The 14,662-nt window shown below is 72.6% G+C and carries 11 protein-coding genes; 6 read left to right on the top strand and 5 right to left on the bottom strand.

Annotated features, from left to right (window positions below):
• Window positions 1–289: 289 nt before the first annotated feature.
• Window positions 290–1,780: an LTA synthase family protein gene (locus ACLBYG_RS23730; protein ID WP_447683101.1), complete on the bottom strand. Its 1,491-nt coding sequence runs from the start codon at window positions 1,778–1,780 to the stop codon at window positions 290–292.
• A 218-nt stretch (window positions 1,781–1,998) separates the two neighbouring features.
• A complete protein-coding gene (locus tag ACLBYG_RS23725; protein ID WP_091681227.1) occupies window positions 1,999–3,501 on the bottom strand; it encodes a capsular polysaccharide export protein, LipB/KpsS family in 1,503 nt (500 codons plus the stop codon).
• A gap of 336 nt (window positions 3,502–3,837) precedes the next feature.
• On the opposite strand from ACLBYG_RS23725, the gene ACLBYG_RS23720 reads away from it, so the two are divergent.
• The 4 genes from ACLBYG_RS23720 (at window position 3,838) to ACLBYG_RS23705 (ending at window position 7,361) form a co-directional block, all read left to right on the top strand.
• Window positions 3,838–5,145 (top strand): capsule biosynthesis protein, encoded by a 1,308-nt coding sequence (locus ACLBYG_RS23720; RefSeq protein ID WP_091681229.1) that lies wholly within the window; start codon window positions 3,838–3,840, stop codon window positions 5,143–5,145.
• 115 nt (window positions 5,146–5,260) lie between these two features.
• Window positions 5,261–6,028 (top strand): SDR family NAD(P)-dependent oxidoreductase, encoded by a 768-nt coding sequence (locus tag ACLBYG_RS23715; RefSeq protein ID WP_020093749.1) that lies wholly within the window; start codon window positions 5,261–5,263, stop codon window positions 6,026–6,028.
• Entirely contained in the window at window positions 6,028–6,888 is an 861-nt protein-coding gene (locus ACLBYG_RS23710; protein ID WP_020093748.1) for a formyltransferase family protein, read from the top strand. The genes ACLBYG_RS23715 and ACLBYG_RS23710 overlap by 1 nt, the downstream gene beginning before the upstream one ends.
• A 62-nt stretch (window positions 6,889–6,950) precedes the next feature.
• Entirely contained in the window at window positions 6,951–7,361 is a 411-nt protein-coding gene (locus tag ACLBYG_RS23705) for a flagellar basal body rod protein FlgC (RefSeq protein ID WP_020093747.1), read from the top strand.
• Here the strand turns inward: ACLBYG_RS23705 and ACLBYG_RS23700 are convergent.
• From ACLBYG_RS23700 to ACLBYG_RS23690, 3 genes are all read right to left on the bottom strand, one after another.
• Window positions 7,354–8,742 carry an amino acid permease gene (locus ACLBYG_RS23700; protein ID WP_447683100.1) on the bottom strand — a complete coding sequence of 463 codons (1,389 nt, stop codon included), beginning with the start codon at window positions 8,740–8,742 and terminating at the stop codon, window positions 7,354–7,356. The genes ACLBYG_RS23705 and ACLBYG_RS23700 overlap by 8 nt on opposite strands.
• Before the next feature lie 115 nt (window positions 8,743–8,857).
• On the bottom strand, window positions 8,858–9,544 hold the full coding sequence (locus tag ACLBYG_RS23695; RefSeq protein WP_447683099.1) for a hypothetical protein: 687 nt from the start codon (window positions 9,542–9,544) through the stop codon (window positions 8,858–8,860).
• A complete protein-coding gene (locus tag ACLBYG_RS23690; protein WP_447683098.1) occupies window positions 9,541–11,550 on the bottom strand; it encodes a hypothetical protein in 2,010 nt (669 codons plus the stop codon). The genes ACLBYG_RS23695 and ACLBYG_RS23690 overlap by 4 nt, the downstream gene beginning before the upstream one ends.
• Window positions 11,551–11,841: 291 nt before the next feature.
• Here ACLBYG_RS23690 and rpsO point away from each other — a divergent pair, with 291 nt between their 5' ends.
• Both rpsO and pnp read left to right on the top strand, forming a co-directional pair.
• A complete protein-coding gene (rpsO, locus tag ACLBYG_RS23685) occupies window positions 11,842–12,111 on the top strand; it encodes a 30S ribosomal protein S15 (protein ID WP_447683097.1) in 270 nt (89 codons plus the stop codon).
• Between the two features lie 220 nt (window positions 12,112–12,331).
• Window positions 12,332–14,551 carry a polyribonucleotide nucleotidyltransferase gene (gene pnp / locus ACLBYG_RS23680; RefSeq protein ID WP_447683096.1) on the top strand — a complete coding sequence of 740 codons (2,220 nt, stop codon included), beginning with the start codon at window positions 12,332–12,334 and terminating at the stop codon, window positions 14,549–14,551.
• Window positions 14,552–14,662: the final 111 nt, after the last annotated feature.

Below are 14,662 nucleotides of genomic sequence, written 5' to 3'. Positions count from 1 at the left end.
CGCCGTCGGACCCGCCGCGGGCATGTACGTGCAGCCGCCGGCAGATCCAGCCGCGAGGGCGGCCATCAGGGCGGTGCACGCCGTCTTACGCAGCATCACAAAGATTTCTCCTCGCCGAGCCCGCGCCATCGCTGGCCCGGGCCGGGATACCCAGTTTGACCGCCAAACGCTGCGATCGCTTTAACGACCGCGCCGGTGCGGCGGCCGCCGTGCGGACGGTCGCGCTATCCGCGGGCAATGCGTCACCAGCGTGGCACGGCCACGCTTATGCCGCGCAAGCTTAACCGTATCATGTCCCCGCGGCGATGTCCGCAGGTGCCGTCGCGAGGGCCCTGCGGAGCGCCCGACCGAGCTCGTCGGCGGCGATGTCGGCGCGGCGCGGGACCGCCTGCGGGCGGCCGAAGCGGAACAGGGCGTACTCGGTCGTCCGCCCGCCGAAGCCCGGCTTGCAGCTCGGCAGCGACGGTGCGTGGTCGCCGAACACGCAGAGCGTGATGGTCTGGCCGCGCTCGCGGGCGACGGCGTCCAGGCCCGCGACGAGATCCTCGACCATCCGCCCGGTATTGGCGACGTGATGGAGGTACTGCGCCTGCGGATCGTCGATGCCCGGCAGCCGCCCGGGCTTCCAGGGGCCGTGGTTCTCCATGGTCACGCAGAACAGGAACAGCGGCGCGCGCCGGGCCCGGACTTCCGCGAGGAGGCGCGCGCCGAGGGCGACGTCCCCGACATAGGGCCCGACGCGCGGCGCCTCCGCGAACGCCTCGCCCATCACGAGATCGGCGAAGCCGAAGGCCTCCATCACCCGCGCCCGGCGGAAGAAGTCGCGGTGGAACGGGTGCAGGAACAGGGTCCCGTAGCCCCGACTCCCGGCGAGCCGGGCGAGGCTCGTCGGCTCGTCGCCGCTGCGGGACGTGTAGGGGTCGTAGCGGCCGAAGCCGAGGCTCTCGGACGGACGGCCTGTGAGCACCGCGTGCTCGCTGCGCATCGTGTAGGCGCCGTGCGCCGGAACCCGCAGGCGCCCGTACTGCGCGGCCCAGGTTCGGAACAGGTCCATCGCCGGCAGTTTCGCGCCGCCGAGCCGCTCCGGATCGACGAAGGATTCGAGCTGGATCACCACGACGACATCGTCGCCCGGGCCCTCCGGCAGCGTCGGCGCCGCGGGCACCGGCACGCCGCCCGCCATCGCGCGGGCGGTGTAGCCGAGGAGGCTCGCCGGGAGGCCGACCCGGGTCACGTCGGCCTCCAGGTCGGGCTCGGGGAACCAGCGGGCGATCAGCCGGGCGAGCGGCGGCCGCGGGGCGGCCTTGACCAGCAGCCAGAGCGCGAGCGGGAGGCCGAGCATCGCCAGCACCCGCGACACGGTCGCGGCGGGCAGCACGCTCGGCTCGATCCAGTACCACAGCGCGGTGAACGCCGCGGTGAGCAGGACTGGCACGGAGATGCGCGGGTCCCACAGGGGCGGGATGTAGTAGAGCTGCGGATGCCGCGGCACCTGGGGCAGCAGGGCGAAATCGCTGAACAGCAGCGGCTCGCCGATCACCGAGCGCTTCGCGCGGCTGACGACGATCAGGATCGCCACGGTGATCACGCAGGTCAGCCCGGCGAGCCAGGGCCGCCAGGAGAACTCGAACCAGAACAGCAGGATCAGCAGGTAGCCGAGCAGCCGCAGGCCGAGATCCCGGGGCGCGAGGCTCGCCCGGGTGATCGAGTCGCCCGCGAACACCTCCAGGGCGAGGCACACGGCGAGCGCGAGACCGGTGGCGATGAGGAACGTCGTCAAGACACGGGCACTCGGCGTGGGGCGGGCCTGCTCGCCGCCGGCATCCGGTCCGGCAGGAAACAGCGCGCGGGAGCAAGGGCTTGCGATCCGTTCCTGATCCGGAATGATCGGAAACGGTCCCGGGGCGGGCGGTTGCGGGCGGACTCTAGCAGCGCGCGCTATCGCTTTGGTGTCACATCAGGGTCTCGCGGAACCGGATTCGCGCCGCGCGCCGCGCCCTAGCGCGGTCCGCCGCCGGCCTCGCGGCCGACGCCGCGCCGGCTGCGCAGGGCCCGCACGACGGGATTGAGGAGGCCGTAGCGGGCACGCATCACCAGGTGGGCCGTCCGGCCGAGGGAGAGGGCGTTGCGCGGCGCCGCCGCCCGGGCCGCGCTGAGGCGGTCGAGGAGCTGTTCCGGCGTACACGGCTTCATCGCCACCGGGTCGAGGTAGCGCGCGTAGAGGATCATGGCGCCGGCCACCAGCTCATCGAGGCTCAGCCGGCGGCCGCGGTCGGCGCCCGGCGCGAGATCCTCCGACAGGCCCCAGCCGGAGTAGAACGGCCGGCCGTGGGTCGCCACGGTGAGGCCGCGGATCAGGGCCTCGAACCCGGCGAGGGACGTCATGGTCTCGACGTGATGCACCCGGTCGAGGAGGTCGACGATGCTGATGCCGCCCACGATCCGGTCGGCCAGGGTCAGGGCCTCCGCCTCTGGGATGATGCCGGGCCGGAAGCCGGCCTCCACGTCGGGATGCGGCTTGTAGAGCAGGAACGCGTCCGGGTTGCGCCGCCGCGCCGCCTCCAGCAGCGCCCGGTTCGAGCGGACCAGCGGCGAGCCGTGGCGCACCGAGGCGTCGTCCTCCACCTGGCCGGGCACGAGGACGATCCGCCGGCCGGCCGGCCAGTCGAGCGCGGCGGCGTCGAGGCCGACATTGTACTTGCTGAGCCGGCGCGCCACGACCTCCTCGCGCAGGCGCCGCGCCCGGGCGACGAGGTCCGGGGTGAAGTCGGCTTCGGCGAGCAGCCGCTGCAGGCGGCTCTCCCGGCGCGGGTCGTAGTAGATGCCGAGGTCGTCCACCACGATGGAGGCGCCGGGCTGCAGGCTGGCGCCGAGCCCCACGGAGCGCAGGAACCCGTCCTCCACGCGGGCCAGCGGCAGGCCGGCCCGCGCGCAGGCTTCCTCGAGCTGACCGGGCGCCCGCGTCGCCCAGGCGAGGAGGCGGCCGCCGTGGCGCTGTCCCGCGGCGATCGCGGCCTCGGTGGTCATGGTGTGGATCGGCCGTCCGGCGGGGCCCGCGCCCAGGACGTCGAGGGCGGGCCGCTTCCAGCGCGACATCCCGACATAGACCACCCGCCGGTCGTTCTCGGCGAAGCGCGTGGCGAGCCACGCCACCCGCTCGGCGCAGGTCGCGCGGTCGATCGGCGCCCCGGTCCAGGGGTCGAGGTAATGGACGCCGCCCTCCCCGCCGAGAGGCGCCCCGTCGAGGGTGATCCGCAGGGATGCGAAGCCGGACTCCGGCGAGTCGTAGGGGCTCAGGAGCGGCCCGGGCGCGACCACGAGCCGGCGCCGCCCCGTCAGCGCCAGCAGGCGCCCGGCGAGGCTCCCCGCGCCCCAGGTCGCGCCGACGGCGCCAGGGCGCGCCGGACCGAAGGCGAGGCCCGTCGCGGCCTCGATCTCCGCCCGCAGGCGGCGGATCGTGCGGCCGGTCGCGTAGAGTGACGGGATCGGGTCAGCGGGCATGGTGGGTGCGTCCGGCTCCGGTCGGGTGAGGTGCGGAACAGGCCTGTAGCGCATTTTCGCCGGCATGGGATGGTGATGCAACGCGGGGACAACCTGAGCGCGCGTCGCCGTCGCCACGTCCTGGAAAGGATTTGGACATATCGTCGCCGCGATTGCCCGCCTATTCCGGAGGCTAGGCCGCAGACGCGGGACCGTTGCAGACGGGCCACGCCGGCGCGGAAACGCCATGCCGCGGCATGGCTTCGGATTGCGGGCTCGCCGGGCACCGTGCCACCTCAAGAGGCTCTCGCCGGTTCGGTTCATCCGGCCCAGGGTCAAGGACAGAAGCGCCGCGGAATGCAACAGCCCGCCCCCGACGCCCTCCGCGACCGCCCCGCGACCTTCCTCTTCCTGCAGGGCATCGCGACGCCGTTCTTCTCCGATCTCGGACAGGCGCTGCGCGCGCGGGGACACTCCGTCCGGCGCATCAATCTCTGCCCCGGCGACTGGCTGTTCTGGAGCGGCGAGGCCGATAATTACCGCGGTCGCCGCGAGACCTGGGGCGAGTATCTCGACGCCTATCTCGACCGCGAGGGCGTGACCGACATCGTGCTGTTCGGCGATTGCCGGCCGTTCCACAAGGCGGCCCGCATGATCGCCGAGTATCGCGGCCTGCGGGTGCACGTGTTCGAGGAGGGCTATATCCGCCCGAACTGGATCACCTGCGAGCTGGGCGGCGTGAACGGCTTCTCGTCCCTCCCCCGGACGGCTGCCGAGATCCGCGCCCTGGCGCGGCGCCTGCCGCAACCCGGCCGGGCGATGCCCTCCACGGGCGACATGGCCCGGCGCAGCGTCTGGGACGTCGGCTACAACCTCGCCAACGTCCTGTTCCCATACCTCTTCCCCCATTTCCGCAGCCACCGGCCGACCCATATCGCGGCCGAGTATGCGGGCTGGATCAAGAAGTTCGCCCGCCGCGCGCATACCCGCCGCGAGGCGGCGCGCTGCGACGAGATCTACCGCGCGGTCGGCTGCGACTACTTCCTGCTGCCGCTGCAGCTCGACAGCGACTACCAGATCCGGGTGCACTCGCCGTTCCTCGGCGTCGAGGGCTTCATGGACCGGGTGATCAAGTCCTTCGCGGACGGCTCGTCGGCGCCGACCCGGCTGCTGGTGAAGCTGCACCCGCTCGACAGCGGCCTGATCAACTGGCGCAAGTTCGCCCGCGCCTCGGCCCGCCGCCACGGCGTCAGCGACCGGCTCGACTTCATCGACGGCGGCGACCTGCCGGCCCTGATCAAGGGCGCCCGCGGCGTGGTCATCGTCAACTCGACGGTGGGGATGCTGTCCCTGGAGATGGGCTGCCCGACCCACGCGGTCGGCACCGCGATCTACAACATGGCCGGCTTGACCCATCAGGGCGACCTCGACAGCTTCTGGAAGAATCCGACGCCGCCGGAGACGGACCTGATGGCGGATTTCCGCCGCGTGGTCCTGCACCGGACCCAGGTCAACGGCGGCTTCTTCTCCAAGGAGGCGATCGACCGCGCGGTGGCCGGCTCGGTACCGCGGATGGAGGCCGCCCTCCCCGATGCGATGCTGGCGGCGGCGCGGGCGGTGAGTGAGGCGGCCGAGCGCGACGGCGAGCTCGCGCCGGTCTACTGACCGGGCTCGCCCGGCTCCCGGGCCGTCGCCATTCGGCGGCCTTTGAAGCGCGTTTAACCGCCGGTGAGCCGTTCCCGGCCTTGATCTTTCCCCGCGCGGCGGCGTAACCCGCCCCATGCCCCGCATTCTGATCACCGGCGCGTCGAGCGGCATCGGCGCCGCGCTGGCGCGCCACTACGCGCAAACCGGCGCGAGCCTCATCCTCGTCGGCCGCAACGCCGAGCGGCTGGAGGCGGTCGCCCGGGACTGCCGCGCCAGCGGCGCCGCCGTCGAGACCGCCCGCCTCGACACCCGCGACCGGGCCGCCACCGTGGCGCTGGTCCACCGGTCGGATGCCGAGGCCCCCCTCGATCTCGTCATCGCCAACGCGGCGGTGAACGGCGGCAACCAGGAAGGGCAGGTGGAGGCCGAGGACGTGGCCTTCGAGACCGCCGACATCAATTACACCGGCACGCTCAACGTGATCCTGCCCGCCCTGACGCTGATGCTCCAGCGCGGGCGCGGCCAGATCGTGCTGCTGTCGTCGCTCGCGGCCTACGCGCCGCTCCAGGACGCGCCGGCCTATAGCGGTGCCAAGGCCGCGCTCGTCGCCCACGGTCTCGCCCTGCGCCAGAAGGTCGCGCCCCGCGGCGTGAAGGTCAACGTCGTCACCCCGGGCTACGTGAAGACGCCGATGGGCGGCGAGCTGAAGGGCTGGCGGCCGCTCGAGATCAGCGCCGAGGAGGCGGCCGTGCGGATCGCCAAGGGCATCGCGGCCAACCGCGACGTGATCGCATTCCCGTTCATCCTCACGGCGCTCGCGCGCACCGTGCTGCTCCTGCCCGAGAACGTCCGCAAGGCCGGCCTCTACGCCTTCCGTTTCCAGCGCCGGAAGCGGCGCTGATGGCGCGACCCCGGATCGCGCTGTTCGTCCTGGAGGCGCTGCCGAACGCCCGCGCGGTGCGCCGGCTCGTCGCCGATCTCCGGGCCGACATCGCGCTGGTCGGGCTCTCCAACGCCGAGCGGCCGTCGAGCGGCGGCCTCACGGGGCAGATCCGGAGGCACCTCGCACGCTCGGGCCCCGGGATCCTGCCCTACCTCGCGGTCAATTTCGGCCTGCCGGACCTGCTGCGGCCCCTGGCGCCCCTGACCCAGGCGGCGTCGGGAAGCGGCGACGCGCCGGAGGCGACGCCGCTCAGGACCCTGTGCCGCCGCCTCGGCGTCCCGACCCTGACGGTCGACGACGTCAACGGTCCCGACGTCGCGCGGGCCCTCCGGGACGCGGCGCCGGACCTGATCCTCACCTACCATTTCGACCAGATCCTGAAGCCCGAGACCATCGGGCTGGCGCGGCTCGGCGGGATCAACGGGCATCCCGGCCTGCTGCCCCGCCACCGGGGCCCGGTGCCGACGATCCACGCGCTGGCCGACGGGCCCGGGCAGTTCGGCATGACCCTGCACCGGCTGGCCGCCGCGATCGACACCGGCGCGATCCTCGCCCAGGAGGCGCTGGCGCTGCCCGAGGGTACCACCGCGACCCGGGCCTCGGTGGCGCTCCACGCCCACGGGCGCGGGATGCTCGACCGGTTGCTCGAGGACGTCACCCGGAGCGGAACCCTGCCGGAGGGGCGGTCCGAGCCCGTTCTGCCCTACTGCCCGTTCCCCGACCGCGCGATGCTGGCCGCGCTGCGCCGCCGCGGCCTTCGCCTGACCGACGGGCAGGATCTTCGGGACGCGCTGAGCCTCTCCGCGCGGGCGTCTTAACCCCCGGTTAAGACTGTTCGGCAAGGATTCGGTCAGATCCTCGCCGTCGACAGGGCCCGCGCATGCCGGATACCAGCGCCCTCAACTCGGCCGCTGGCGCACTGGCCGCCGGCCGGCAGGTGCAGAGCGGGCGGATCCGCGCGATCTCCGAGAACCTCGCCAACGCCGATTCGGTCCCGACCACCCCGGGCGGTGCCCCCTACGCCCGCAAGATCGCGGTGTTCGCCCCGGTGGCGGCCGACAGCCCCCGCGACCCGGTCGGCCGGATCGTCCGCGACACCACCGGCTTCCGCACCCGCTACGACCCGACCAATCCCGGGGCCGACCCGACCGGCTATGTCCGTCTGCCGAACGTCAACGTCGCGGTCGAATCGGCCGACCTCCAGCGGGTGGTCCGGAACTACGAATTGAGCCTGAGCGCCTCGGCCTCGATCAAGACGCTCGCGCAGGCCACCATCAACCTGATCAGCTGAGCCGGCCGTGCCGCCGGCCGTAGCCGGCGTAGATCGCGAGGCCGATCGCCAGCCAGACCGCGAGGCGGATCCAGGTGTCGGCCGGGAGCGACGCCATCAGCGTGACGCAGGACAGGATCCCCAGTCCGGCGATGAGGGTCACCGCCGGCACCCGGAACGGGCGCGCCCGGTCCGGATCGGTTCGGCGCAGGATCAGCACCGTCGCGCAGACGAGGCAGAAGGCCAGGAGCGTGCCGATACTGACGATCTCGCCCAGGACGTCGATGGGCACGAGCCCCGCCACGGCCGCCGTGAACAGGCCGATCACCAGCTGGCTCGCCACGGGCACCCGCGTTACTGGATGGACCCGGCAGAAGATCCTCGGGAGCAGCCCGTCGCGGGCGATGGCGAAGAAGATCCGGCTCTGCCCGTAGAGGGCGGTCAGCGCCGAGGTGGTCAGGCCAATCAGGGCGCCGGCCTTGATGATCGTGGCGAAGCCCGTCAGGCCGATCACGTCGACCGCCTTGGCGACCGGGTCGGCGACGTCCAGCTCGCGATAGGGCACGAGTCCCGTGAGGACGGCCGCCATGGCCACGTACAGGATCGTCGTGATCAGCAGCGACCCGATCAGGCCGACCGGCGCGTCGCGCTGCGGTGCCCGGCACTCGCCCGCGGCCGTCGCCACGGTCTCGAAGCCCACGAAGGCGAAGAACACCACCGCGGCGCCGCGGAACACGCCGCTCCAGCCGTAGGCGCCGAAGGTCCCGGCATTCTCCGGCACGAACGGGTGCCAGAGTTCGGGACGCAAATGGGCCACGCCGACGCCCACGAAGGCCAGGATGATCGCGACTTTGCAGGCGACCAGCAGGCCGTTGACCAGGGACGCCTCCGCGGTGGCGCGCATCAGCAGGGCGCTGAGCAGCAGCACGATCCCGGCCGCCGGGAGGTTGACGAGGCCGCCGGCGCCGGGCGCCCCGGCCAGGGCCGGCGGCAGATGCAGGCCGAACTCCGCCGCGAGGGACTGCGCGTAGCCCGACCAGCCCACCGCCACGGTCGCCGCCGCCACGGCGAACTCGAGGACGAGGTCCCAGCCGATGATCCAGGCGGGAAGCCGCCCGAGGCTCGCGCGGGTGTAGGTGTAGGTCGATCCCGGCTCGGGGATCATGGCGGCCAGCTCGGCATAGCACAGGCCGACGAGGCCGCAGGCGACGCCGCCGATCACGAAGGAGAGGCTGAGCGCCGGGCCCGCGTACTGCGCCGCCGCCGTCCCGGTGAGCACGAAGATGCCGGCGCCGATCGTGGCGCCGAGGCCGATGGCGACGAGGCCCGGCGCGGTGAGGCTCCGGGCGAGTCCGCGCCCCGCGCCCGCCCGTTCACCCGTGGTCACCGCGGACTCCGCCATCGCGTCCGTTCTCCCTCGCCCGGATCGTCACCCGGCACTTTTCATGCCCGGACCGCGGCCTCCGCGGAACCGCCCGGACCGGCGCCGCACCGTCCTCATCCCGAGTCGATACAGCCTACCGCCGCACCGCGCCCGCGGGATCGGGTTCAGGGGCCCCGCCGCGCGCTTCCGGGTCGCCCCCGCCGGGCGGGGACGGTGCGGCGGCGATCATCCGGGTGTCGGTCCGGAACGCCCGGGCGACGAGGCCGCAGAAGCGGACGAAGGCGCTGCCCTGCGGGGTGATGACGTAGCCGTCACCCGCTCGCGCGACGTTGCCGGAGGCCTGCTGCTCGGCGAGGCGCCGCTCCATCTGCCGGAACTCGCCGAGATAGACCCGCTCGAACACCACCCGCGCCCGCTCAGGCGTGAAGCGCTCCCCGGGATGGGCGGCCATCTGGCCGAGCAGGAACACGCTGATCGACCGGTCGACCGTCACCGGCAGGATCACGAAGGCGCTGAGGTTCAGGGACAGCGACAGGACGCAGGCGCCGAGGGCGTCCCGTCGGCGCAATCCCCAGGCCCGGCCAAGCCCGGCCAGCGTCGCCGTGACCGCCAGGGTCAGCAGGAAGGCCACCGCGAGCAGGATCAGTCCGCGGTAGAACAGGATCGTCACGCCGGACCACAGATCCGTCTGGAACAGCAGCACGAAGCAGGCCAAGCCGACGACAACGGCGCCGGCCTGCAGCAGCGCCTGGGCGCTGAGCCAGCGCAGGGCCTGCCCGGCGCGCGGGCGGGTGGGTGCCGCGGGACTGGGTTCAGTCACGGAGATCCTCCACGGAGATCCTGGACCCGCAGGATCCGGACGAGCGGATCGGCGTAGACCGCGGGGCTGCGCCAGACCCAGGAATCCGGGCTGCTCCAGGGGGCGTCCTGCGCGGTGACGACCAGGGCGCCGATCCCGGCCGCTTCGGCGCGCCGCCGCACCTCGGCGCCGTCCAGGCGGTCGCGGAAGACCGGCGCGACGTCGGCGAGCCGCGACGTCACGGCGTCCGGCGGGGCGCCGAACAGGCGCGCCTCCGCGTCGGCCACCCCCGTCGGCTGGAGGCCGTAGAGCCCGAAATCGAACACCCGGTGCGGCACCGGCGATTGCTGCAGCACCAGGTCCCGGGGCAGGTGCGTGCCTGCCCAGGCGTAGGCCGCGCGCAGCGCCCGGTCGATATCGGGACGGCCGACGAGGCGGGCGAAGGCGGGCCGGTCCGAGGCGGGATAGGCGCGCATCCCGACGAAGCCGTAGAGGGTCGTCGCGTAGCCGAGGATCAGCAGTGCGGCGAGGAGGCCGGGGAGCCGGAGCCGCCGCGCCTCGCTCAGGCGGGTCAGGGCCACCACGGTCCAGACCAGGACCGCGACCTGCGCGAGCAGGACCACGCGCGCACCGAGGTCGTTGTTGAGGATCGCCGAGCGCAGGAAACCGCCGAGGAACAGGCTCGCCGCGGCGCAGAGCGTGAGCAGGCGCCCGGCCTCGCGCCCGTGCGCCTCCCGACGCGGCACAAGGCGCCAGAACAGCAGCGCACCGGCGGCGCAGACCCCCAGGGCCGTGTAGTAGTTCAGGGGCAGAAGGATCAGGCGGAGCGCGCTCAGGGCCGGCTCGTCGACGAGGCCGTCGAGCGGCCCGAATCGTCGGATCGAGAACCGGACCGGCGCGCCGCCGTCCGTCCGGTTGGCCAGGACGCTCAGCAGGTAGGGGGCGGCCAGTGCGGCGCTGAGCAGGCCGGCAACCGCCAGCCGGGCCGCGGCGCGCCAGCGGCGCTCTAGGCCGAGCAGCACCAGCCAGGCACCGGCCGCTCCCGCCGTGCCGAGGCAGACCCAGACGGACAGGCCCGCGCAGGCCGCGAAGGCGAGTGCCGCGACGCCGATCGCCGCCGTCTCCGCGCGCCTGTCCGGCCGTGTCCGGTCCGCGACCTCCGCCAGGGCCAGGAGTCCGAGCCACCCGGCCAGGGCGCCGGCGACGTGGTGCGGCACCCAGACCAGCGAGGCCGGCCAGTTGAGGACCTGCTCGTTCAGCCATTCCGGGACCGGCAGCCAGGTCCCGGACGTCGCTCGGTCGGCGAGGACCAGCAGGATGTCGAGGCTTCCGGCCGGCAGCAGCATCAGCACCGCGCGGCGCACGAGCCGGGGCACGGCGTCCGCGACGAGTCCGGTCGCCGCGAGCAGACGGTCGATCAGGCCGAGGAGCGCGAGGCCGGTCCAGAAGGCCATGCCCGCGAAGGCGGTCCGCCCGTCGACCAGCCGTCCGCCCGCCCAGTCGACCAGGGCGGTGAGCGTGTAGAAGCCGTAATAGTAGCCCGCCCGCTCGGGCCGGGCGAAGAACGGGTCCACCGGCGGTAATCCGTGCTCGACGATCGCGCGGGTCAGGGCGGCGTGCTTGACGAGGTCGATGATCGTCACGGGCCGGTAGAGGGCGGTGCCGGTATCGACGTCGATCAGTGCGTAGGCCACGACGCTGAGCCAGAGCAGCGCGAGGGCGAGCGCCGCTTGGTCGAGGGACTCGCGCAGGCTCCGCAAGACCGGCCGCAGTGCGGCGAGCCCGAGGGCGCCGGTCGCGAGGGCCGCGACCGGGACGCCGCCCGCCTGGATCAGCAGGCTGTCGAGGGCCGGCAGCAGCCCGATCCCGAGGAGCGCCCCGCACAGGAGGCGGTCGCCGGGCGCGAGCGCGCGGAACCCGAGGATGCCGGTCAGGCCGCCCAGGGCGTAGCCCGGCAGGAGAACGAGGGGGATACCGAGCAGCGTCGCGACGGCGACGCCGCACGCATCCGAGAAGGTGCCGTTCATCGCCGGGCCGCGTCGCGTGAGCGGTTCCGGGTAGCACGGCGGCGTTAACCGTTCTTTGGACGGGCCCGGACAGCCGCGACGCGCCACCGCTGCGGCCCGCCCGGCTCGGGACTGGCATAACCGTCGGTTTCGTGTATGGATCGCGCGGCCTCGACCCGGGTTGCCGGGCGGGGCTTGAGCCGCTTGGCGCTGTGACCGTGCTGGACGACATCCCGGCACCGGCCGAACGCCGAGCCCGCGCGCGCCCGTTTGGGGCGCCGCATCCGACCAGCACAACCCGAAAGGCACGCGATGTCGATCACGGCAGAGCGCAAGACCGCGCTCATCAAGGAACACCGCAAGGACGCCAAGGACACCGGGTCCCCCGAGGTCCAGGTGGCGATCCTCACCGAGCGGATCACCAACCTGACCGGCCACTTCAAGGCCCACGGCAAGGACAACCATTCCCGCCGCGGCCTCCTGAAGCTGGTCTCGCAGCGCCGCTCGCTGCTCGACTACGTCAAGCGCAAGGATGAGGCCCGCTACCGCGCCCTCATCGAGCGTCTCGGCATCCGCCGCTAAGGCACCCTCGCGCGGTTCCGGGCCCGGCCCGGGGCCGCGTTTCACCATCGCGGGCTGCCGGAATGGGTCCGGCCTCCCGACAAACGGGCCGCTTCGAGGCGCCAGCGTCGGGGCAGGATCGCGAGACACTTCGCCGAGCGTTCTCGGGCGCAGTGTCTCGCCGTCTTGCCCCCGGGCGGCGCCGGGCTTGGGCCCGCCGCAGGCAAGGAAGAGATTGAGAATGTTCGACGTTCAACGCGAAGAGCTGATGTGGGGCGACCGCAAGCTCGTCCTGGAGACCGGCAAGGTCGCGCGCCAGGCCGACGGCGCCGTCATCGCCACCTACGGTGAGACCTCGGTGCTCGCGACCGTGGTCGCCGCCAAGGAGCCGAAGCCCGGCATCGACTTCATGCCGCTCACCGTGAACTACCAGGAGCGCGCCTACGCCGCCGGCCGCATCCCGGGCGGCTACTTCAAGCGCGAGGGCCGTCCCTCCGAGAAGGAGACCTTGGTCTCCCGCCTCATCGACCGCCCGATCCGCCCGCTCTTCATCGACGGCTGGCGCAACGACACGCAGGTCGTCGTCACTGTCCTGACCCACGATCTCGAGAACGATCCCGACATCGTCGCGATGGTCGCGGCCTCGGCGGCCCTGACCATCTCGGGCGTGCCGTTCATGGGCCCGATCGGCGGCGCCCGCGTCGGCTACATCAACGGCGGCTACCGGCTGAACCCGCTGGTCACCGAGACCAAGGAAGAGTCGAGCCTCGACCTCGTCGTCGCCGGCACGCAGGACGCGGTGCTGATGGTCGAGTCGGAGGCCAAGGAGCTCTCCGAGGAGGTGATGCTCGGCGCCGTGATGTTCGGCCACAAGCACTTCCAGCCGGTGATCGAGGCGATCATCCGCCTCGCCGAGAAGGCCGCCAAGGAGCCGCGCGACTTCAAGGCCCCCGAGAACGCCGACGTCGAGAAGGCCGTCCTGGAGGTCTGCGAGGCGGAGCTCCGCGCCGCCTACACCAAGACCGTCAAGCAGGAGCGCTACGCCGCCGTCGACGCCGTGAAGGCGAAGGTGATGGCCGCCCTCTGCCCCGAGGGCGCCGAGAAGTTCCCGGCCGAGAAGGTCAAGGCCGCCTTCAAGGAGGCTCAGTCGAAGGTGGTCCGCTGGAACATCCTCGACAGCGGCGCCCGCATCGACGGCCGCGACGTGAAGACGGTCCGCTCGATCCTCTCCGAGGTCGGCGTTCTGCCCCGCGCCCACGGCTCGGCCCTGTTCACCCGCGGCGAGACCCAGGCGCTGGTCGTGGCGACGCTGGGTACCGGCGAGGACGAGCAGTTCATCGACGCGCTGGAAGGCACCTACAAGGAGCGCTTCCTGCTCCACTACAACTTTCCTCCCTACAGCGTCGGTGAGACCGGCCGGATGGGCTCGCCGGGCCGCCGCGAGATCGGCCACGGCAAGCTCGCCTGGCGGGCGATCCGCCCGGTCCTGCCGCCCGCCCACGAGTTCCCGTACACGATCCGCGTCGTGTCGGAGATCACCGAGTCCAACGGCTCGTCCTCGATGGCCTCGGTCTGCGGCGGCTCGCTGTCGCTGATGGATGCCGGCGTGCCGCTGCGCCGTCCGGTGGCGGGGATCGCCATGGGCCTCATCCTCGAGGGTGAGCGCTTCGCGGTCCTGTCCGACATCCTCGGCGACGAGGACCACCTCGGCGACATGGACTTCAAGGTGGCCGGCACGGACGAGGGCGTCACCTCGCTCCAGATGGACATCAAGATCGCCGGCATCACCGAGGAGATCATGAAGATCGCCCTCGCCCAGGCGAAGGACGGCCGCGCCCACATCCTGGCCGAGATGGCCAAGGCGCTGACGGCGGCCCGTCCGGAGCTCGGCGAGTACGCGCCGCGCATCGAGACGATGCAGATCCCGACGGACAAGATCCGCGACGTGATCGGCACCGGCGGCAAGGTGATCCGCGAGATCGTCGAGAAGACCGGCGCCAAGATCAACATCGAGGACACGGGCGTCGTGAAGATCGCCTCGGCCGACGGCAAGGCGATCAAGGCGGCCTACAACTGGATCCGCTCGATCGTGGCGGAGCCGGAGGTCGGCGTGATCTACGACGGCACGATCGTGAAGTGCATGGAGTTCGGCGCCTTCGTGAACTTCTTCGGCGCCAAGGACGGCCTCGTCCACATCTCGGAGCTCGCCGCGAACCGGGTCGCCAAGGTGACGGACGTCGTCAAGGAAGGCGACAAGGTCAAGGTGAAGTTCCTCGGTCAGGACGACCGCGGCAAGATCCGCCTGTCCATGAAGGTCGTCGACCAGCAGACGGGCGAGGACATCACCGAGAAGGTGAAGGCTCAGCGCGACGCCGAGCGGGCCGAGCGCGGCGACGAGCCGCGCGAGCCGCGCGAGGGCGGCCGCCACCGCGGCGAGCGCCGCCGCGAGGCCGGCGAGTAAGTACGCGGGACGCCCGCGCCGGCCTCGGTCGGCGCGGGATGTCGCGGACGGGCGCGGTCCTCCGGGGCCGCGCCCTTTTCGTTGCGCCGCCGGGAGGGGGCTCCGCCGGCC

This window comes from Methylobacterium sp. D53M (genome assembly GCF_053345625.1).
Note: the sequence above shows the minus strand (reverse complement) of the source record. Positions and strands in the feature narration are given on the sequence as shown.